17 protein-coding genes are annotated in these 19,802 nt (G+C 61.0%); 10 read left to right on the plus strand and 7 right to left on the minus strand.

The features are described 5' to 3' along the window. The first annotated feature begins 82 nt into the window (after nt 1-82). Nucleotides 83-1,357 carry a polyhydroxyalkanoate depolymerase gene (gene phaZ, locus AACZ65_RS00790; RefSeq protein WP_339667464.1) on the plus strand — a complete coding sequence of 425 codons (1,275 nt, stop codon included), beginning with the start codon at nt 83-85 and terminating at the stop codon, nt 1,355-1,357. A gap of 36 nt (nt 1,358-1,393) precedes the next feature. Here the strand turns inward: phaZ and AACZ65_RS00795 are convergent, their stop codons facing one another. The 3 genes from AACZ65_RS00795 to AACZ65_RS00805 form a co-directional block, all read right to left on the minus strand. After that, nucleotides 1,394-2,122: an alpha/beta fold hydrolase gene (locus AACZ65_RS00795; RefSeq protein WP_037272114.1), complete on the minus strand. Its 729-nt coding sequence runs from the start codon at nt 2,120-2,122 to the stop codon at nt 1,394-1,396. A gap of 83 nt (nt 2,123-2,205) precedes the next feature. Continuing rightward, nucleotides 2,206-2,949 (minus strand): alpha/beta hydrolase, encoded by a 744-nt coding sequence (locus AACZ65_RS00800; protein ID WP_339667465.1) that lies wholly within the window; start codon nt 2,947-2,949, stop codon nt 2,206-2,208. A 77-nt stretch (nt 2,950-3,026) separates the two neighbouring features. Beyond that, nucleotides 3,027-3,251 carry a hypothetical protein gene (locus tag AACZ65_RS00805; RefSeq protein WP_037272111.1) on the minus strand — a complete coding sequence of 75 codons (225 nt, stop codon included), beginning with the start codon at nt 3,249-3,251 and terminating at the stop codon, nt 3,027-3,029. Nucleotides 3,252-3,501: 250 nt separating this feature from the next. Between AACZ65_RS00805 and thrS the strand changes: the two genes are divergently transcribed. Further along, nucleotides 3,502-5,448 (plus strand): threonine--tRNA ligase, encoded by a 1,947-nt coding sequence (thrS, locus tag AACZ65_RS00810; RefSeq protein ID WP_339667466.1) that lies wholly within the window; start codon nt 3,502-3,504, stop codon nt 5,446-5,448. Nucleotides 5,449-5,460: 12 nt separating this feature from the next. Here thrS and AACZ65_RS00815 read toward each other — a convergent pair whose 3' ends face one another. After that, nucleotides 5,461-6,177 carry a GNAT family protein gene (locus tag AACZ65_RS00815; RefSeq protein WP_339667467.1) on the minus strand — a complete coding sequence of 239 codons (717 nt, stop codon included), beginning with the start codon at nt 6,175-6,177 and terminating at the stop codon, nt 5,461-5,463. A gap of 68 nt (nt 6,178-6,245) precedes the next feature. After that, nucleotides 6,246-8,027, minus strand: coding sequence for an aspartate--tRNA ligase (aspS, locus tag AACZ65_RS00820; RefSeq protein ID WP_339667468.1), 1,782 nt, complete (start codon nt 8,025-8,027; stop codon nt 6,246-6,248). A gap of 236 nt (nt 8,028-8,263) precedes the next feature. Here aspS and AACZ65_RS00825 point away from each other — a divergent pair, with 236 nt between their 5' ends. Then, nucleotides 8,264-9,490 carry a cyclopropane-fatty-acyl-phospholipid synthase family protein gene (locus AACZ65_RS00825; protein ID WP_339667469.1) on the plus strand — a complete coding sequence of 409 codons (1,227 nt, stop codon included), beginning with the start codon at nt 8,264-8,266 and terminating at the stop codon, nt 9,488-9,490. Nucleotides 9,491-9,496: 6 nt separating this feature from the next. On the opposite strand, the gene AACZ65_RS00830 is transcribed toward AACZ65_RS00825, so the two are convergent. After that, on the minus strand, nt 9,497-10,621 hold the full coding sequence (locus AACZ65_RS00830) for an aminodeoxychorismate synthase component I (RefSeq protein ID WP_339667470.1): 1,125 nt from the start codon (nt 10,619-10,621) through the stop codon (nt 9,497-9,499). A 160-nt stretch (nt 10,622-10,781) separates the two neighbouring features. Between AACZ65_RS00830 and AACZ65_RS00835 the strand changes: the two genes are divergently transcribed. From AACZ65_RS00835 to AACZ65_RS00860, 6 genes are all read left to right on the plus strand, one after another. After that, nucleotides 10,782-11,303, plus strand: a complete 522-nt coding sequence (locus AACZ65_RS00835) for a hypothetical protein (RefSeq protein ID WP_339667471.1) — start codon at nt 10,782-10,784, stop codon at nt 11,301-11,303. Between the two features lie 108 nt (nt 11,304-11,411). Then, nucleotides 11,412-14,711: a carbamoyl-phosphate synthase large subunit gene (gene carB, locus AACZ65_RS00840; protein WP_339667472.1), complete on the plus strand. Its 3,300-nt coding sequence runs from the start codon at nt 11,412-11,414 to the stop codon at nt 14,709-14,711. A gap of 138 nt (nt 14,712-14,849) precedes the next feature. Further along, nucleotides 14,850-15,116, plus strand: coding sequence for a hypothetical protein (locus AACZ65_RS00845; RefSeq protein ID WP_339667473.1), 267 nt, complete (start codon nt 14,850-14,852; stop codon nt 15,114-15,116). Between the two features lie 91 nt (nt 15,117-15,207). After that, nucleotides 15,208-15,579: a helix-hairpin-helix domain-containing protein gene (locus AACZ65_RS00850; RefSeq protein WP_339667474.1), complete on the plus strand. Its 372-nt coding sequence runs from the start codon at nt 15,208-15,210 to the stop codon at nt 15,577-15,579. 373 nt (nt 15,580-15,952) lie between these two features. Next, the gene (locus tag AACZ65_RS00855; protein WP_339667475.1) at nt 15,953-16,291 is read left to right on the plus strand and encodes a hypothetical protein; all 339 of its coding nucleotides are present in this window, start codon (nt 15,953-15,955) and stop codon (nt 16,289-16,291) included. Nucleotides 16,292-16,492: 201 nt separating this feature from the next. After that, nucleotides 16,493-18,169: a type I secretion protein gene (locus AACZ65_RS00860; RefSeq protein ID WP_339667476.1), complete on the plus strand. Its 1,677-nt coding sequence runs from the start codon at nt 16,493-16,495 to the stop codon at nt 18,167-18,169. Nucleotides 18,170-18,181: 12 nt separating this feature from the next. Here the strand turns inward: AACZ65_RS00860 and AACZ65_RS00865 are convergent, their stop codons facing one another. Then, nucleotides 18,182-19,012: an ABC transporter permease gene (locus AACZ65_RS00865; protein WP_339667477.1), complete on the minus strand. Its 831-nt coding sequence runs from the start codon at nt 19,010-19,012 to the stop codon at nt 18,182-18,184. Nucleotides 19,013-19,190: 178 nt separating this feature from the next. Here AACZ65_RS00865 and AACZ65_RS00870 point away from each other — a divergent pair, with 178 nt between their 5' ends. Continuing rightward, nucleotides 19,191-19,790, plus strand: a complete 600-nt coding sequence (locus tag AACZ65_RS00870; RefSeq protein ID WP_339667478.1) for a GcrA family cell cycle regulator — start codon at nt 19,191-19,193, stop codon at nt 19,788-19,790. The last annotated feature ends 12 nt before the right edge of the window (nt 19,791-19,802 follow it).

Below are 19,802 nucleotides of genomic sequence, written 5' to 3' on the forward strand. Positions count from 1 at the left end.
TGCTATGCAGCATAGCGTCGTATTGATCGGAGGGGATCGTACGACGAGCAAACCGGGCGATCTGCCCGAACAGGAGACGAACATGCGCTACATGGCCACATACGACCTGATGGAATCCCTCCGAAATACCAATCAATGGCTGGGTGCCTCCGCCCTCTCGCTCGCATCCTATCCGCTTTTCAGTGTGGTGCCAAACCCTGCTTTGCAATGGATGGCCGCCTGGGGCGAAGTGACCGAGCGCAGCTTCAAGCGCATGGTGGCCAAGCCCGACTGGGGCATTCGTACCTTTACCCATGAGGATGGGCGCGACCACCTCGTCAACATCGAAACCGTCGTCTCGCGTCCATTTGGCGATCTTATTCACTTCAACGTCTCTGGCCGCCCGGAACAACCGCGCAAGATCCTGCTTGTCGCGCCCATGTCGGGCCATTACGCCACGCTCCTGCGATCGACCGTGAAATCGCTGATCGTGAATTGCGAGGTTTACGTCACCGACTGGCATAACGCGCGCGACATCCCCGTGTCAGAGGGCAAGTTCGATATCGAGGATTATACCCTCTACCTTGTCGATTTCATGAAGGCGCTTGGCCCAGACGTCAACGTGATCGCCGTGTGCCAGCCTGCACCGCTGACACTGGCCGCCACCGCCTATCTGGCCGAACTCGACCCCGATGCACAGCCCAGCACGCTGACCCTGATCGGCGGGCCGATCAACCCCGATGCGACCCCAACCGACGTGACCGATTTTGGCCGCCGCGTCACCATGGGCCAGCTTGAGGAAACCATGATTCAACGGGTCGGGTTCAAGTATAAAGGCGTCGGCCGTCAGGTTTACCCCGGCCTGCTGCAACTTGCCTCTTTCATGTCGATGAATGCCGAACGCCATTCCACCGCCTTCTCGGATCAGATCCTGCGCGTCGCAGGCGGCGAAGCGTCTGACAACGACGCCCACAACCGCTTTTACGATGAGTATCTCGCGGTGATGGACATGACCGCCGAATTCTATCTTTCGACGGTGGAGCGTATTTTCAAAGGTTTGGAAATCGCGCAAAACCGGTTTGTCGTGAATGGTCATCAGGTCGATCTGGGCAAGATCACCCGCGTCGCGGTCAAGACCGTCGAAGGCGGCAAGGATGACATCTCGGCGCCCGGCCAATGCGTGGCCGCGCTCGATCTCTGCACCGGCCTGCCCGACAGCCTCAAGGCCAGCTATCTGGAGCCCGAGGCCGGGCATTACGGCATCTTCGCCGGTCGCTCCTGGCGCAACAATATCCGGCCGCTTGTGCTCGATTTCATCGACGCCAATGCGCGCAAAGATCCTAAACCGGCGAACAAGAACGCCCGCGCAACGGGCTAAGGCCCGAGGCGGCGGGTCCTCCCGCCGCCCGACCGCTCAGGCGTCCACCCGCCGTTGCAGCACCAGCGGCTGCCGCAGCCAGCCCCGCAGCGCGGCGATCGTGGTCTCTGGCTGCTCCAGCACCGGCAAATGTCCCGCCCCCGGCACCACCACCAGATTGGCATAGGGGATGAGATCGGCCATGAACCGATGCCGCTTGACTGGCGTCAGCCCGTCCTCTTCCCCGCACATCACCAGCACCGGCACCTGACACCGCCGCAACACCGCCTGATAATCGCGCCGTCGTTGCAGTGCCCGCGTCTGCCGGATGATCACCTCAGGCCCAAGCGCCTCGGCCATGCGCACGACCTCGGCCATCACCTCCGCCCGTCGAGGCCCGGACGCCAGATACTCGGGCCGCAGCAGCATCTGCACCGCCTCGGCCATCGCCCCGGTCCGCAGCTTGATGATGAATGGCTCATAGGCTGTGGCCGATTGCGGCGTTTCGGCCAGCGAATTGGTATCCATCAGCGCCAATCGCGTCACCCGATCCGGGGCGCGGCGCAGGATCTCCATTGCCACGATCCCGCCCATCGACAGGCCCGCCAAGGCAAACCGGCGCGGCAGCACATCGAGCAGGTCCGACGCGATTTCCTCGATCCGGTCCCCACCCGTAATCGGCGCCACGGTCACGGCCATATCGGGGCTCAAGGCCGTGATCTGCGGCGCGAACAGCCGCGCATCGCACATCATTCCCGGCAAGAACACCACCGGTTCACTGCTCATCCGTCATCCCCGCCTTTGACCCGTCACATATGAAACCACACGCAGAACAGCATGACACCAGATACAAGCCCCCGACAAGAGCCTCACCCGCTCACCTCTGCCACCGCCGCGCCGATCAGCGCCAGACACTCCGGGTTTGAGAACCGGTGATCCGCCCCCTTGACCAGCGTCAGCCGCATATCCGGCCCTGTGGCATGGTCCAATAGCTGCAACGCCACGGACTTATCCACATCCTTGTCGCAAGTGCCTTGCAGAAATCGAACAGGAAAGGGCAAATCGAGCGGGCTGCGCAACACCAGATTATTGCGCCCCTCCTCGATCAATCGCCGTGTGATGATATAGGGCGCGCCATACTCCGACGGCAGCGCGACCTGCCCCTCCTCCAGCAACGCGCGCCGCTGTTCCGCGTCAAATCCGCCCCACATGCTGTCTTCGGTGAAATCCGGCGCGGCGGCGATTGTTACCAGCCCCGCCACCCGCTCCGGCATTGATCGCGCCAGCAAGAGCGAAATCCAGCCCCCCATCGACGAGCCGACAAGAACCTGCGGACCCTCCGTGAGGCCTGCGATCACGGCGCGCGCATCCGCTGCCCAATCGCCGATCGCGCCATCCTCAAAACGGCCAGAGGATTGCCCGTGCCCGGAATAATCGAACCGCAGGAATGCCCGCCCCTCCGCGCGCGCCCAATCCTCTAGCCAGAGCGCCTTGGTGCCCTCCATGTCCGACTTGAACCCGCCAAGAAAGACCACGCCGGGACCGGCACCGGCGCTCCGGTGATAGGCCAGCCTGCGGCCTTCTGGCCCGTCGAGATACTCAGGGTCCGCCATCGCATCCTCCGTATTCGCAATGGCGCGATCATGCACGCCCCGAACCGAAGGATCAAACCGGATTTATCGCGGGGCGCTCAGCCGCCGATATAGGCGCCACGACGCGGACGATAGAACACCTTTTGATTATGCAACCGCCCCAACAGATCATGGATCTGGCGCAGGGTCTCGTCCTTGTCGTCCAATCCATCCGACGTGCGGTCCGGCTGTACCGACAAATCCGCCTTGGTCTTGAGCAAAGCACTCTCGATCAGGTCCATATCCGCGACCGACAACTCAAAATTCGAATTATACTTCGGCATTTTTCGACCCTCGCTTGGTTGCCCGCGCAAGAATCTTGCGCGTCCGATATACGGCATTTAGGGCCTCAAATGCGACCTGTCCACAGGTTTTTTCTGCACTGCGACAAAAGGTGAAACGTATGCTTTTGCATGCAAAATTCAGTGTCAAAACGCGCTCCTATTGACCTTGCGCGCCCGAACGGGCATGTGACGGGGACCAAACCCGCAACCGGGCGTTCCGTGGGCGCCAAACCGACGAGGAGCCAAGCAGATGGCCCAGATTTCCCTCACCTTTCCCGATGGCAATGCGCGCGAGTACAGCGCGGGCGTAACCCCCGCCGAAGTGGCCGCAAGCATTTCACCGTCATTGGCAAAACGTGCGATTTCCGCGCATGTGGATGGCGCGCATTGGGACCTGCAATGGCCCATCGACCACGACGCGGCCATCAGTATCAACACGATCAAGGACGAGGCCCCGGCGCTCGAACTCATCCGCCACGATCTTGCACATATCATGGCCCGCGCCGTTCAGGAAATCTGGCCCGATGTGAAGGTCACGATCGGTCCGGTCATCGCGAATGGCTGGTATTACGATTTCGACCGCGCCGCGCCCTTCACCCCCGAAGATCTCGGCCTGATCGAGAAAAAGATGAAAGAGATCATCAACCTGCGCGACCCCGTGCGTACCGAAATCTGGGACCGCGACCGCGCGATCCAGCATTATCGCGACACCGGCGAGCCCTACAAGATCGAGCTGATCGAGGCCATTCCCGGCACCGAGCCGCTGCGCATGTACTGGCACGGCGATTGGCAGGATCTCTGCCGGGGTCCGCATCTGCAGAACACGGGGCAAGTGCCCGCGGACGCCTTCAAACTCATGAGCGTGGCCGGTGCCTACTGGCGCGGCGACAGCACGCGGCCCATGCTGCAACGCATCTACGGTGTCGCGTTCCAGAACCGCGACGCGCTCAAGGATTATCTCACCTTTCTCGAAGAGGCCGACCGCCGCGACCACCGCAAACTGGGCCGCGAGATGGACCTTTTCCATATGCAGGAAGAGGCGCCCGGTCAGGTCTTTTGGCATCCGAACGGCTGGACCGTCTACACCACGCTTCAGGATTATATGCGCCGCCAGCAACGTCGCGGCGGTTATGTCGAGGTGAACACGCCCCAGGTGGTCGACCGCAAGCTGTGGGAGAAATCCGGCCACTGGGAAAAGTATCAGGAAAACATGTTCATCGTCGAAGTGGACGAGGATCACGCCCGCGAAAAGGCCGTGAACGCATTGAAGCCGATGAACTGCCCCTGCCACGTGCAGATTTTCAATCAGGGTCTCAAATCCTACCGTGACCTGCCCCTGCGCATGGCCGAATTCGGTTCTTGCAACCGCTATGAACCCTCGGGTGCGCTGCACGGCATCATGCGCGTGCGCGGCTTTACCCAGGACGACGCGCATATCTTCTGCACCGAGGATCAGATCGAATCGGAAACGGCCCGCTTCATCGCCTTCCTGTCGGGCATCTACGCCGATCTGGGCTTCCCGAATTTCGAGGTTCTGTTCTCTACCCGCCCCGACGTGCGCGCCGGGTCAGACGAGGTTTGGGACAAGGCCGAAGCGGCCCTTTTGTCCGCCACCCGCGCTGCCGGCATCGAACCCAAGGTTAACCCAGGCGAAGGCGCGTTCTACGGGCCCAAGCTGGAATTCACCCTGACCGACGCCATCGGGCGCAAATGGCAATGCGGCACGCATCAGGTGGATTTCGTCCTGCCCGAGCGGCTGGATGCAAATTACATCGGCACCGATGGGGCCAAACACCGTCCCGTGATGTTGCACCGCGCCGTCCTCGGCAGCTTCGAGCGCTTCATCGGCATCCTGATCGAGGAACACGCGGGCCGCCTGCCCTTCTGGATGGCCCCCCGTCAGGTGGTGGTCGCCTCCATCGTGTCCGAGGCGGACGACTACGTTACAAAAGTCGCCCAGAACCTTACAGACCTTAACATCCGCGCCGAGGCCGACACCCGCAACGAAAAGATCAATTACAAGGTCCGCGAGCACTCTCTGGCCAAGGTTCCGGTGATCCTGGCCTGCGGTCCGCGCGAGGTCGAAGATGGCACCGTGTCCCTGCGCCGTCTGGGCGAAAAGGACAGCCGCATTGTGCCGCTGGATCAGGTCGCGGCGGAACTGGCGCGCGAGGCGACACCGCCTGACCTGTTGTAATCGCAGGGAAATTCAGTGCTGTGCGGGATCGGAAGAAACCCGCACAAGCCGCGTAAGGCTGCCAAGGCTCTCGCGTTGGCGGCCCTCCGCGTCAAAATTCGCAGGGTCCAGCCAGAATGAAAACGCCTCTTTCAGCGCGGGCCATTCAGCGTCAATCGCGGCAAACCACGCCGTGTCGCGATTGCGCCCCTTGACCACCGTCGCCTGCCGGAAAATCCCCTCATAACTCAGCCCCAACCGCTGTGCCGCCCGTCGCGACGGCATGTTGAGCGCGTCGCATTTCCACTCGAACCGGCGATAGCCCGCCTCAAAAGCCCATTGAATCAAAAGGAAAATTGCCTCCGTCGCGGCGCGCGTGCGCTGGAGGGATGGGGCAAAATTGATATGCCCCACCTCAATAGAGCCCGCCTGCGGCGTGATCCGCAGATAGCTGGCAATACCCCCCACATGCCCTGTGTCGAGGTCGGTAATGGCATAGAACAGCGGATCATTCCCCGCCGCCATTTCCCGCGCCCATCGGTGCAACTGCGCTGACGAGGAAAACGGCCCATAGGGCAGATAGTCCCAGATCGCATCATCTACCGAAAACGCGCGGTGCAAATCCGCCGCGTGTCGATCCGCATCCAGACGTTCCAGGCGCGCGTATCGCCCGATCAGCGACGTTCCATCCGGCGTCGGCGGTGGGGTCCAGTTCAACAGCTTTGGCCCAACTGGCCGATTTTGCGTCATTTTTAGGGGCCCCGCACGAATTCGTTAGCGCGACATTGCCTCAATATCGCGCCAAGGGAAAGCCCCGCCTAGTCTTGCGGAATGACCCGCAGGCCCAGTTCCATCAACTGATCTGACGTCGGGTCCGACGGCGCGTTCATCATCAGATCCTCGGCCCGCTGGTTCATCGGGAACATGATGACCTCGCGGATGTTCGAGGTGCCCGCCAAAAGCATCACGATCCGGTCGATCCCCGCCGCACAGCCGCCATGCGGCGGCGCCCCGTATTGAAAGGCGTTGACCATGCCGCCAAAGCGCTTGCGCACCTCTTCCTCGCCATAGCCTGCCAGCTCGAACGCCTTGATCATGATGTCGAGCTTGTGGTTGCGGATCGCGCCCGAAACCAGCTCATAGCCATTGCAGGCGAGGTCATATTGATACCCCAGAACCTTGAGCGGATCGCCATTCAACGCCTCGATCCCGCCCTGCGGCATCGAAAACGGGTTGTGCGAGAAATCGATCTTGCCAGTGGTCTCGTCGGCCTCATACATCGGGAAATCGACAATCCAGGCAAAGGCATAGCGGTTCTGATCGGTCAGACCCAATTCATCGCCAATGACCGTGCGCGCCTTGCCCGCAACCCGTTCAAAGGCCGCAGGCTTGCCCCCGAGGAAGAACGCGGCATCGCCCACCTCAAGCCCAAGCTGCTGGCGAATGGCCTCGGTCCGTTCGGGGCCGATGTTCTTGGCGAGGGGGCCTGCAGCCTCCATCGCGCCATCGGCCTCCCGCCAGAAGATATACCCCATCCCCGGCAGGCCCTCTTTCTGAGCAAAGGCATTCATCCGGTCGCAGAACTTGCGGCTGCCGCCCGTGGGGGCAGGAATGGCGCGGACCTCGGTGCCGTCCTGCTCCAAGAGCTTGGCGAAAATGGCAAAGCCAGATCCGCGGAAATGCTCGGACACGTCCTGCATCTTGATCGGATTGCGCAGGTCGGGCTTGTCCGTGCCATACCAAAGCGCTGAATCTGCATAGGAAATCTGCGGCCAAGCCTCGGGCGCGTCCACCGTCTTGCCGCCACCAAACTCTTGAAACACGCCCGCAATCACGGGCGCGATGGTGTTGAACACATTCGCTTGGGTGACAAAGCTCATTTCCATGTCGAGCTGATAGAAATCCGTGGGCGAGCGGTCGGCGCGCGGGTCTTCATCGCGGAAACAGGGGGCAATCTGGAAATACTTGTCAAACCCACTGACCATGATCAACTGTTTGAATTGCTGCGGTGCCTGCGGCAGGGCATAGAACTTGCCCGGATGCAAACGGCTTGGCACCAGAAAGTCGCGCGCGCCCTCGGGGCTGCTGGCGGTGATGATCGGCGTCTGAAACTCGCGGAAGCCCTGATCCCACATGCGGCGGCGCATCCCCGCCACCACATCCGAGCGCAGGGTCATGTTGCGCTGCATCGCCTCGCGGCGCAGGTCGAGATAGCGATAGCGCAGGCGCGTTTCCTCGGGGTATTCCTGATCGCCGAACACCTGAAGCGGCAATTCGGCGGCAGCGCCGAGCACTTCCATGTCTCGAATGAACACCTCGATTTCGCCGGTCGGGATCTTGGGATTGATCAGCCCCGCGTCGCGCGCCTTCACCACACCATCGATTCGAATGCAATATTCGCTGCGCAGCTTTTCCACCTGCGCAAAAACCGGGCTATCGGGGTCACAGATGAGCTGCGTCACGCCATAGTGATCGCGCAGGTCGATAAAAAGAACCCCGCCATGATCGCGGATACGGTGCACCCATCCGGAAAGGCGGACATCGGCACCCACGTCCGATTTGGTCAGGTCTGCGCAGGAATGGCTGCGATATGCGTGCATGTTGGCTCTCCGGTCCCGGCTCGGGGCGTTGATCTTGGGTTCGGGCCGATACACCTTGGCGGGGCGGCAAAGTCAAGGGCGTGGGGCGATGCACACCGCAAAACCGTTTACACAAAGGGCAATCTGCGCAAAAATACCCGCCACACGAGCAGGCAGACCCGGGGAACACGGGAAGTAGGACCGGTTTGGTACACCGTTGAAATGCGCCGTTTGGGCGCGCGGACATGGGGTGTGACATGTGGACCAAGGCTCTGGATGGGTTGCTGACCCATTTTTTCAAAAGCGGATGTTTGCGCGTGACCTATCCCGACGGGATCACGCGGACCTATGGCGCGGGGGGCGACTGCGTGGCCGTCACGCTGCACGACCCAACCCTGCCCCGCCGCATCGTGCTCTCACCTGACCTAGCGGCGGGTGAAGGCTATATGAACGGCACGCTGACCATCGAGGGCGATGATCTATATGGCTTTCTCAGCCTCGCCATTCGCAACATTGGCGCGCAAGGGCAGCCATGGTTTCGCCGCCCGCTTGAGGCGCTACGCTGGTTCAAGCGGCGTCTGGATCAGTTCAACCCGGCGGCGCGCTCGCGTGCCAATGTGGCGCATCACTATGACCTCTCGGGCGAGCTTTACGATCTCTTTCTCGATGCCGACCGGCAGTATTCCTGCGCCTATTTCGCCCGTCCCGACATGACGCTGGAAGAGGCACAAGCCGCCAAGAAGGCGCATATCGCGGCCAAGCTGTTGATCGAGCCAGGCATGCGCGTGCTCGACATCGGCTGTGGTTGGGGCGGCATGGGTCTGACCTTGGCACGAGACTTTGGCGCCCAGGTAACAGGTGTGACGTTGTCGCAGGAACAGCACACGATTGCCAATCAGCGCGCGCAAAAGGCAGGGCTGGCGGACAAGGCGCGATTTCACCTGATGGACTACCGCGATGTGACGGGACAGTTTGATCGCATCGTGTCGGTGGGCATGTTCGAGCATGTCGGCGTGCCGCACTATGATGCGTATTTCGCCACGGTCGAGCGGCTTCTGGCCCCGGATGGCATTGCGCTGATTCACACCATCGGGCGCGCGGGGCCGCCGGGCGCGACAAGCCCCTGGATCACCAAGTATATTTTTCCAGGCGGTTATTGCCCTGCGATGTCCGAGACGATGGCAGCAGTGGAGCGGCACAAGCTGGTCACAACCGATGTCGAGGTCTGGCGCCTGCATTACGCGGAAACCCTGCGCCTCTGGCGCGAGCGATTCGAGGCCAACATCGAGCGCGCGCGCGCCCTCTATGATGACCGCTTTTGCCGCATGTGGCGCTATTACCTGATTGCGAGCGAACTGACCTTTCGGCTCAACAATCAGGTGGTGTTCCAGTTCCAGTTGACGCCGAAACAGGATGCCGTGCCGCTCACGCGCGATTACCTCTATTGCGACGGTAATGCTGGCCTGCGCCACGCCGCCGAATAGGGCGGATCAGGCTGGAACGGGGGCAAGCGCGCGGGCGAACCGCGCCTTCCACAGCGCCTCTTCGTATTCGCCCGCCGCGGTGCTGTCATAGACCACGCCGCCGCCCACGTTGAGGGTGGCGCGCCCGTCCTCGACCATCAGGGTGCGGATGGCCACGTTGAACTCGGCCCGCCCATCCGGCGCAGCCCAACCGATGGCCCCGCAATAAATGTCGCGGGCGTGCTGTTCCAGCTCGGCCAGAATCTGCATCGCCCGAAGCTTTGGTGCCCCGGTGATCGAGCCACAGGGAAAGAGCGCGCGCAGGATATCCGACAGACCCATGCCGGGCATCAGATCGGCGGTGATGAGCGAGGTCATCTGATGCAGGGTCTCGTAGGTCTCGACCGAGAAGAGCTCAGGCACGCGCACTGACCCGGGCACACTTACACGGCTGATGTCATTGCGCAAAAGATCCACGATCATCAGGTTTTCGGCGCGGTTCTTGGCATCCGATTGCAAAAAGAAGCGGCGGCGCGCATCCTCTGCCGCATCCGCGCTACGCGGCTGCGTACCTTTCATGGGCCGGGTTTCCATCCGCCCGTCAGCGTGGGTGCGAAAGAACAACTCGGGCGAGCGCGACAGGATCGCAGGAAGGCCCGCCGCCTCGATCAATGCGCCATAGCGCACCGGCTGTATGGCGCAGAGGGCCGCATAGAGCGCCTGCGGTGTACCCTGGGCCGTCATACGCAACGGAAAGGTGAGGTTGGCCTGATAGATGTCGCCCGCACAGATATAGTCATGCACCGCCTCAAAGGCCCGCGCATATCGCGCCTGATCCCAGTCCGGCACAAGATCGCAAAGCGTGGCCGGACCCACCTTGAGCGGCGCGGCAGGTCCGGGTGCGGCAAAGGTCCCGAATTGCAAGAGCGGCAAACGACGGGTCGCAGGCATATAGGATGCCAACCGCGTCTCCAGCGCGTGACCAAGTTCATAGCTGGCAAAACCCGCCAGCCAATAGCCCTCTGCCCTCGCTGCATCAAGCGCCGCAAGCGCGCCGGGCACCTCGTCGGGCGTATGGGCCACGATCAAGTGCTCGGCCTGCGCGAACTGGCAGGCGTCTTCGTAGGGACCATGATCGAACCGAATCTGCACGTTGCGTCCTCTTGACAAGTGGACTGTATTTAGGCCCACGATCCACAAAGCACACCCTTAAATGCGTCGGTTCGAGCCGGTTTTGCGGTCGTATGCGCCCTTGACAGCGCCTGATCGTCGAGAAACGCTGCGCAGAGGCGTTCGTGAGGAGATTACAGGCATGGAGCGGTGGATCGGTGGATTGGCCTGCCTCTGGCTCATGGCCTCGGTCGCAGAGGCGGGGCAGGTCTCTATCGGCTTCGAGGGGCCCGAAGAAGGGCCCGCTCCCATCGAAATGCCCGAGGATGGCTACCGCATCGTCACCCGCGACATGATGATTTCCTCGGCCAAGAAATCCGGTAATGGCAGCGATGGCCCAAATGAGATCGAGAGCGCGATGAACACGCGCGGCGCGGTGGCGATTCTGCGTGATGCGCCCTTTACCTTTGTCTCGCTGGATTGGCAGACAGAAACAGGCGCGCCACAGGTGGTGGTCGAGGGGTATCTGGGGTCAGCGCTAGTGGCGCGGGACCGGTTTGTCGCCCGCGGGACATATGACACGTTCACGACCCATCCAGCCGAAGCGCTGCAAGGGCAGGTGATCGACCGGCTGATCCTCTATCCGCAGCGTGACAACAGCGGCATGGGCGCGCTTGACCGGGTCATTCTGGAGGATGCTGCGGAGTTGCCCGAAACCTCCTGAGCGCGGCACGGGTTTGCCCCTTGCACCCCGGCCCGTGATGGCTATAACCCCACCAATTTGCGCAGGTGGGCCAGCCCCTCCTGCCCTTCCAGCTGCCCGGGGACCGATATGCCGAAAAGAACCGATATTTCATCCATCATGATCATCGGAGCGGGGCCAATCATCATCGGACAGGCCTGCGAATTTGACTATTCCGGCGCTCAGGCCTGCAAGGCGTTGCGCGAAGAAGGGTATCGGGTCATTCTCGTCAACTCGAATCCCGCAACGATCATGACCGATCCGGAATTGGCCGATGCCACCTATATCGAGCCGATCACCCCCGAGGTCGTGGCGCGCATCATCGAAAAGGAACGACCCGACGCACTCTTGCCCACGATGGGCGGACAAACCGGGCTGAACACCGCGCTGGCCGTGGCGGACATGGGCGTGCTGGAGAAATTCGGCGTGGAACTGATCGGGGCCAACCGCCAAGCCATTGAAATGGCCGAAGACCGCAAACTTTTCCGCGAGGCGATGGACCGTCTCGGGATCGAGAATCCCAAAGCAACCATCGCCAACAACATGGATGAATGTATGGCGGCGATTGATTATGTGGGCCTTCCCGCGATCATCCGCCCGGCCTTTACCCTTGGTGGCACCGGCGGCGGCGTGGCCTACAATCGCGACGACTATATCCATTACTGCAAGACCGGCCTCGACGCCTCGCCCGTCAGCCAGATCCTGATCGACGAGAGCCTGCTTGGCTGGAAGGAATTCGAGATGGAGGTGGTCCGCGACAAAGCGGACAATGCCATCATCGTCTGCTCAATCGAAAACGTCGATCCGATGGGCGTGCATACGGGCGATTCGATCACCGTGGCCCCGGCACTTACGCTCACCGACAAGGAATACCAGATCATGCGCAATGGCAGCATCGCCGTGCTGCGCGAGATCGGGGTGGAAACCGGCGGTTCCAACGTGCAATGGGCCGTGAACCCCGAAGACGGGCGCATGGTGGTAATCGAGATGAACCCACGCGTGTCGCGGTCATCGGCGCTTGCGTCCAAGGCCACAGGTTTTCCCATTGCCAAGATCGCGGCCAAGCTGGCCGTGGGCTATACGCTCGACGAGTTGGACAATGACATCACCAAGGTGACACCGGCCTCTTTCGAGCCGACCATCGACTATGTCGTTACCAAGATTCCACGCTTTGCCTTTGAGAAATTCCCCGGTGCCAGGCCGAATCTGACCACCGCGATGAAATCGGTGGGCGAAGCGATGGCGATCGGCCGCACGATCCACGAGAGCCTGCAAAAGGCATTGGCGTCCATGGAAACGGGCCTCACCGGGTTTGACGAGGTCGACATTGAGGGGGCCCCTGACAAGGCCGCGATCATCCGTGCGCTTTCCGTCGCCACGCCCGATCGGATGCGCACCATCGCGCAGGCGATGCGCCATGGCCTCAGCGACGACGAGATCAACGCGGCGACCGCGTTCGATCCGTGGTTCCTTGCCCGTATTCGAGAGATTGTCGAGGCCGAAGAGCGCATTCGCCGCGACGGCCTGCCCCTGAACGAAAATGGCCTGCGGCAGCTCAAGATGCTTGGCTTTACCGATGCGCGTCTGGCCAAACTGACGGGACGCGACGAAGGTCAGGTGCGCCGCGCACGTATCAATCTGGGCGTGCGCGCCGTGTTCAAGCGGATCGACACCTGCGCCGCAGAGTTCGAGGCGCAGACACCCTATATGTATTCCACCTACGAGGCCCCCATGATGGGCGAGGTCGAATGCGAGGCACGTCCGTCGAACGCCAAGAAGGTCGTCATTCTGGGCGGCGGCCCCAACCGCATCGGTCAGGGGATCGAGTTCGACTATTGCTGCTGTCATGCCTGCTTTGCCCTGTCCAAGACTGGGTATGAGACGATCATGATCAACTGCAACCCCGAGACGGTCTCGACTGATTATGACACCTCGGACCGCCTCTATTTCGAGCCGCTGACCTTTGAACATGTGATGGAGATCCTGACCAAAGAGCAGGAGAATGGCACGCTGCATGGGGTCATCGTGCAGTTTGGCGGACAAACGCCGCTCAAACTCGCGCGGGCTCTCGAAGCAGAGGGGATTCCGATCCTTGGCACCACGCCCGATGCCATTGATCTTGCCGAAGACCGCGAGCGGTTTCAGGCGCTTGTCAACAAACTCGGATTGAAACAACCGCACAATGGCATTGCGAGCACGGACGCGCAGGCGCTTGCCATAGCCGAGGACATCGGTTTTCCGCTGGTCATCCGCCCCTCCTATGTGCTGGGCGGGCGCGCGATGGAGATCGTGCGCGACATGGCGCATCTGGAACGCTACATCGCCGAGGCGGTCGTGGTCTCGGGCGATAGCCCGGTGTTGCTGGATAGCTACCTCTCTGGCGCCATCGAATGTGATGTGGACGCGCTCTGCGACGGCACCCGTGTCCATGTGGCCGGCATCATGCAGCATATCGAAGAAGCGGGTGTGCATTCGGGCGACTCCGCCTGCTCATTGCCGCCTTATTCGCTGAGCGATGCGACCATTGCCGAGATCAAGAAACAGACCGAGGCCCTCGCGCTCGCACTTAATGTCGTGGGTCTCATGAACGTGCAGTTCGCGGTCAAGGGCGACGACATCTATCTGATCGAGGTAAACCCCCGCGCCAGCCGCACCGTGCCCTTTGTGGCCAAGGCGACCGATAGCGCCATTGCGTCAATTGCCGCGCGCCTGATGGCCGGTGAGACGCTCGACGCCTTCCCCTTCCGTGGTCCCTACCCCAAGGAAACCAAGCCAGGCACCCTGCCGATGGCTGATCAGATGACGTTGGCCGATCCCAATATGCCGTGGTTCTCGGTCAAGGAGGCGGTGCTGCCCTTTGCCCGCTTCCCCGGCGTGGATACCATCCTTGGGCCAGAAATGCGCTCGACGGGCGAGGTGATGGGCTGGGATGTGTCTTTCCCGCGCGCCTTCCTCAAGGCGCAGATGGGTGCAGGCGTGGACCTGCCTGAGAGCGGGCGCGTGTTCATCTCGATCAAGGATATGGACAAACAACCGCAGATGATCGAGGCGGCACAGGTATTGGTAGACCTTGGTTTCGAGATCATCGCGACGCGCGGGACGGCGGCGTTCCTATCCGAGGCAGGCATCGCCTGCGAGATCGTGAACAAGGTCTATGAGGGGCGCCCAAATATCGTGGACCTGCTCAAGGACGGGCAAATCGCGCTGGTGATGAACACGACCGAAGGCACGCAGGCGGTTGAGGATAGTCGTGAAATCCGCTCCGTCGCGCTCTATGACAAGATCCCGTATTACACGACCATGGCCGGGTCGCACGCCGCGGCCCTTGCGATCAAGGCCCGGCAAGAGGGGGAATTGACCGTTATGCCGTTGCAGGGCAGCACGGCCTGACTGGCAAGACAATTAAAGTAGAACGGAGCGGCGCGCCATGGGTGCGCCGCTTTCGTTTCTCAGTCAGAAATGGCTGCGAAATGTATATACATTGCATAGGCAAATTGGTATTCTGTGCCCGGTGGAGGAGCACGGCCCATGGCAGACGGATCGCGCAAACTGAAAGAGCGCAAGGATAGCCAATTGATCCTGCGTATCAACGGCAAGGATCGGGACGATTTCGTTGCGCTCTGCGAGGCTTTGGATACAAGTGCGGCGCGCGAAATCCGTGCCTTCATCCGTAGCTTTGTCGCGGCACATGCGCCGAGAGAGCCCGCGACCTCAGAGGCAGAGGACATCATCGGCGAAAGCACTGGTCCCCAGCCTCAAAAACACAAATCCAAGCGCGGAAAGAAGCGAAAGTGATCTTCCTCTGATACCGAAGCGCTCCATGTCCCGACGCCCGCCATCACACATATCAATTAACAGCAACTCACGACCTCACAGGAAAAAGACCATGTCAGATCTCAACGACATTCCCGGCGTCGGCCCTGCTATTGCTCTTGGCCTCGCCGATATAGGCATCACGACCACCCAAGACCTGAGCAAGGCCGACGTGGCGACGCTAACCAAGGTGCGCGGCATTTCCGAGGCGCGCGCCGAGCGGTTCATCGCTGTGGCGAAGATGGCCGTCGTTAGCCCAGAGATACCCGAGGTAGCCCCGGCGACGCCCAAAGGGCCTGAAGAGAGCAAGCCCTCCAAGGACACGTCGAAGTCCAAGAAAGACGGCAGCAAGAAGGACAAAAAGAGCAAAAAGAAAAAGAAGGACAAGAAGTCGGGCAAATCCGGCGCGGACAAGAAGCCCAAGAAAGGCAAGAAAAAGAAGTAACACCAACCTTGCGGCACAAACGGCGGATTTCCACGTTCGCCCGACCTGAGCCTCACCGCACCGGCACTTTAACGCTTGCGTCCGGCCTGCCAAGGAGAGCCGAAAGCGGCGGTGGCGACATGCCCGAACGCTATCGGTATTGTCTGGCTTGGCTCAGGTCATAGCCAGATGCAGCAGGACGCCTCCGGGCACTTTTGGCCTACCCGCACGGACGTTCCGTCGCGACATGCCATTCAATACGACCGCGACAGCGGCGGACGACAATCGCTGTGCGCCCCCCTGTTGCGAATTGAAGAATCTCGGCAATTGAGGCAAACAGTCCAACAACAAAGGCCCAAAACCGGGCGGGACAAACGAGCAAGAGGCACGGGTCATGAAGCAATGGGTGATGTTGGGGGCGGTGCTGGCCTTGGCGGGGTGCGGCGGGGGTGATGGCTATCGCGGGAACAGCGGTGCGATCCCGATGGCCAGTGGCCCCATAAACAGCGCCTGCATGCAATCCGACCGCAAGGCCCGCTCCCGTGCCCTCTGCGGCTGTATTCAAGCCGTTGCAAATGACACACTGAGCAGTGCGCAACAGCGCCGCGCGGTGCGCTTTTACCGCGATCCGCAGGCCGCACAGGATATCCGGCAATCCAAGCGCCCCGGCGACGAGCGCTTCTGGGATGCCTACAGCGCATATGCGCAACGCGCCGAGCAGGTCTGTCGTTAAGCCTCTGCGGGTCAGGATTACGGCGCCACCCGAATTACAGCCCAAACGTTGATTACCCCCTCGCAAAAGGGCTGCTTAAGTGTTGCTCTGCAACAATAATCACGCTAAGGTTGTGTTACTAATATTGTAATCTCCCTTAAATAGTATCTTCGGACGAAACACACCTGTGCCGGTTTACTCCGGGCAGATCGGAGCCGTGGGATGCCATTCATTCTATCGATCGAGAGCGCCGAGGGCCCCTCCTTTACTGCCGAGCATTTCGGGGGAAACCTGCTTGCGACCCGCGATGTCGTCGGGGACAATGGCACTTACCCGGACACCGCGGCCACGCTCGGGATTGCCCACCTTCGCTACCCCGGCGGCGCTCTGACCGAGGAATGCGCCTGCATTTACGAGGCGGATCGCCTGTCTGACCCGCCAAGCGCTGATGAAGATCAGGTCCTGACCTCTGTCATCGAAATGTTCCGCTATGCGTCCGAGGCTGGCATCGCTCTGACCATCGTCCTGCCGACCCGTGACTTTCTGGCCGATGACACCGATGCGCATGGTCATCGTTTTGCCGCTGTGGACGAAACCGCGGTCCGCAACTTCATCGCGGATATTGCGAATGGCAATTTCGGCCCGGCCCCAACGATTCAGGCCTTTGAAATCGGCAATGAATATTGGGGCAGCGGCGAGATGACCACGCTCGAGTATGGTCGGCTGGCCTCTGAGATGGCGCTGATCATCGACGACGAAATGTCCCGGCATCCCGAAAGCCCTCAGTTTGCGGACACCGATATTCTCGTGCAAATGGGCACGAACAACGGGCAGTCGAATTTGTCCGACCTGTTTGAGGGCACGGGCACGGAACAACTCGCGGCCGTGAACGAGATGTTCGGCCTGTCCCTGTCCGAGGCGGATTACATCTATTCTTCAGGCGAGGTCGCATGGTCCAAGGTGAATAACGCCATCCTCGTCGACCAGTTCGACACCGAGGCCGAGCGCGCGGCAGTGGATGGCGTTGTCGCGCATATCTATTCACGTGGCGAAGATGTGCCCGGCAGCCGGACATTTGAATTGTCCCAGATCGAGGATACCTGGCTCGATCAAATGCCAGAGCTGAAAATCTATGCGACGGAATGGAATCTCAAACGGACGGTCGGAGAGACACGCGAAGAGGAATTCGGCCTGAAGCAGGCCCATGAAATGCTCAACATCGTTGAGGCGTTTCATTGGGGCGGTGTCGATGCCGCGCATGTCTGGGCGCTTCAACTCAACAGCCGCACCGCCTTGACCGAAGTCGAGGGGGACGCCGAGATGCGCGTCGCGGGGGAAATGTTCCGCCTGATGAACGATGTCCTGCCGGGCACCCGGCCACTATCGCTCGTAGGGAGCGAAGGCCGCGAGACCGAAGTGCAAGGCACCACCGCAGATGTGCACAGCTTCTATGCCGAAGACCGGCTCGTAACCTTTATCGCCTCAACCTCTGATGAGGCCGAGGAGCAGATTGTCGATTTCAATAATCTGGTGACCGACCCTGGTCAGATCACGATCACGCGCCTTGGTGTGGCCGAGGGGGAAAACCCCACTTTCACATCGGCGGTGCCGCGGGTCACCCAAGAGGATTCCGATACGCTCTTGGACGATGGCATTCTGATCACGGATCTCGCCCCTCGGGAAATCCTGATGATCGAAATGACCAATCCCATCTATACCGACGCGGTGCTGGAGATTGCGGAAAACGATCTGCCGGACGATGATCCAGTCCTGCCCATGCTCCCCCCCGAAGACCCGCCACCGGATCAACACGCTGACGATGAGGACGAGGACGAGGATGGCGGCGGATTGATGTCGACTTTGCTCGGTGTGCTCCCGCTCCTGTTCTTTGCGGGATAGGCGGGCCAGCCTCTACGCCTTCAGCCGATACCCTGTGGCCAACATGCGCCACGCAATCAGGCAGACCGCTATCGTCGCCGCAGCCCCCACGGTCAGTCCAAGCAAGGGATCGCTGTCCGACACCCCGATCACCCCATAGCGGGCGCCGTCGATGAGATAGAAAATCGGGTTGAAATGCGTGACCGTGTAGAGCACCGGCGGCAGCGCCTCGACCGAGTAGAAAGTGCCCGACAGAAAGGCGAGAGGGGTCACGATGAAATTGGTGATCGCCGCCATCTGATCGAACTTGTTGGCAAAAATCCCAGCGACGATGCCGATCCCGCTCAGAAACCCGGCACCGAGCAGCACAAAACAAAGCGCCCACAAAGGATGCGCAAGCCCGATCCCGAGAAAGACCCATAACCCAAGCCAGATCGCGACAGCCACCAGCAGACCACGCCCCACGCCCCCCGCAAGATAGCCCAACACCAACTCGCCCGCCGAGAGCGGCGGCATCAGGGTGTCCACGATATTGCCCTGCACCTTTGAGATGACAATGGACGAAGAGGTATTGGCAAAGGCATTCTGAATGACCGTCATCATCAGAATGCCGGGCGCGATGAAGGTGGTAAAGGCAACGCCCATGACATCGCCACGGGTGGGACCGATAGCGATGGTGAAGATCAGCAGAAAGAGACCTGCCGTGACCAGCGGCGCAAGGATAGTCTGGGTCCAAACCGCCATGAAACGGCGTGTTTCACGCTCTGCCAGCGTGGCCAACCCAAGCCAGTTGACCCGCCCGAACCGCCGTGCGCCCATTGCCGCCATGACGGTCGATCTATCCTCTCGTGCATGATCTGTCATTTGCCGCTCCTTGCCTGGTTGGTCTGGCTCTTTTGGGCGTGTTTCCACCACTATGTGCAGCCCGCCCACGATTCGATGCCTTGTAACTCACACGCCAGTGACTAGAATAGGGGCTTGATCAGATTTGCAAGGCGGCGGGCCCGGGGCCCGGTCCGCCTTTTGACCGAAGGAAGCCCCGATGTCCTGGAACGACGAACGCGTTGAAATGCTCAAGAAGATGTGGGGAGAAGGTCAGTCTGCAAGCCAGATCGCCAAGGAATTGGGCGGCGTTACCCGCAATGCAGTGATTGGCAAGGTGCATCGCCTTGGCCTGTCAAATCGCAATGGCACCGGATCAACAGCGGCCCCTGCCCCGAACACGGCGGAAACCAAGGCAAAGCCGGCCGCCGCCGCCAAGGCTGCAGAAGCGCCCAAGCCCGCGCCCAAGCCCGCGGCACGTGTGGAAGAACAGCAGGAGCCTGCAAACGAACCCGTTGTCGTGGCCCCGATCAGCCGGATCAAGGCAATCATTCCCGCAGGCCAACCCCTGCCACCGCAGCCCTCAGCAAACGAGATCGACCCCGAGGCACTGGCCAAAGTGAGCGAGATCGAGAAGAAGGCCAAGAAGCTCACGCTGATGGAATTGACAGAGCGCACCTGCAAATGGCCGGTGGGCGATCCCGCCACGCCCGATTTCTGGTTTTGCGGCCTGCCGGTGCAATCGGGCAAGCCTTATTGCGAAGCGCATGTAGGGGTGGCGTTCCAGCCCATGAGCAGCCGCCGAGACCGCAAGCGCTAGAGCAGCATCCGA

It is taken from the genome of uncultured Roseovarius sp., from assembly GCF_963972555.1.
GTDB classification, from domain to species: Bacteria; Pseudomonadota; Alphaproteobacteria; order Rhodobacterales; family Rhodobacteraceae; genus Roseovarius; species Roseovarius mucosus.

Bases quoted from the DNA above. Each gene is read 5' to 3' on its own strand.
- phaZ (WP_339667464.1), top strand. From the start codon at position 83: ATGCGCTACATGGCCACATACGACCTGATGGAATCCCTCCGAAATACC.
- AACZ65_RS00795 (WP_037272114.1), bottom strand. From the start codon at position 2,122: ATGAGCAGTGAACCGGTGGTGTTCTTGCCGGGAATGATGTGCGATGCG.
- AACZ65_RS00800 (WP_339667465.1), bottom strand. From the start codon at position 2,949: ATGGCGGACCCTGAGTATCTCGACGGGCCAGAAGGCCGCAGGCTGGCC.
- AACZ65_RS00805 (WP_037272111.1), bottom strand. From the start codon at position 3,251: ATGCCGAAGTATAATTCGAATTTTGAGTTGTCGGTCGCGGATATGGAC.
- thrS (WP_339667466.1), top strand. From the start codon at position 3,502: ATGGCCCAGATTTCCCTCACCTTTCCCGATGGCAATGCGCGCGAGTAC.
- AACZ65_RS00815 (WP_339667467.1), bottom strand. From the start codon at position 6,177: ATGACGCAAAATCGGCCAGTTGGGCCAAAGCTGTTGAACTGGACCCCA.
- aspS (WP_339667468.1), bottom strand. From the start codon at position 8,027: ATGCACGCATATCGCAGCCATTCCTGCGCAGACCTGACCAAATCGGAC.
- AACZ65_RS00825 (WP_339667469.1), top strand. From the start codon at position 8,264: ATGTGGACCAAGGCTCTGGATGGGTTGCTGACCCATTTTTTCAAAAGC.
- AACZ65_RS00835 (WP_339667471.1), top strand. From the start codon at position 10,782: ATGGAGCGGTGGATCGGTGGATTGGCCTGCCTCTGGCTCATGGCCTCG.
- carB (WP_339667472.1), top strand. From the start codon at position 11,412: ATGCCGAAAAGAACCGATATTTCATCCATCATGATCATCGGAGCGGGG.
- AACZ65_RS00845 (WP_339667473.1), top strand. From the start codon at position 14,850: ATGGCAGACGGATCGCGCAAACTGAAAGAGCGCAAGGATAGCCAATTG.
- AACZ65_RS00850 (WP_339667474.1), top strand. From the start codon at position 15,208: ATGTCAGATCTCAACGACATTCCCGGCGTCGGCCCTGCTATTGCTCTT.
- AACZ65_RS00855 (WP_339667475.1), top strand. From the start codon at position 15,953: ATGAAGCAATGGGTGATGTTGGGGGCGGTGCTGGCCTTGGCGGGGTGC.
- AACZ65_RS00860 (WP_339667476.1), top strand. From the start codon at position 16,493: ATGCCATTCATTCTATCGATCGAGAGCGCCGAGGGCCCCTCCTTTACT.
- AACZ65_RS00865 (WP_339667477.1), bottom strand. From the start codon at position 19,012: ATGACAGATCATGCACGAGAGGATAGATCGACCGTCATGGCGGCAATG.
- AACZ65_RS00870 (WP_339667478.1), top strand. From the start codon at position 19,191: ATGTCCTGGAACGACGAACGCGTTGAAATGCTCAAGAAGATGTGGGGA.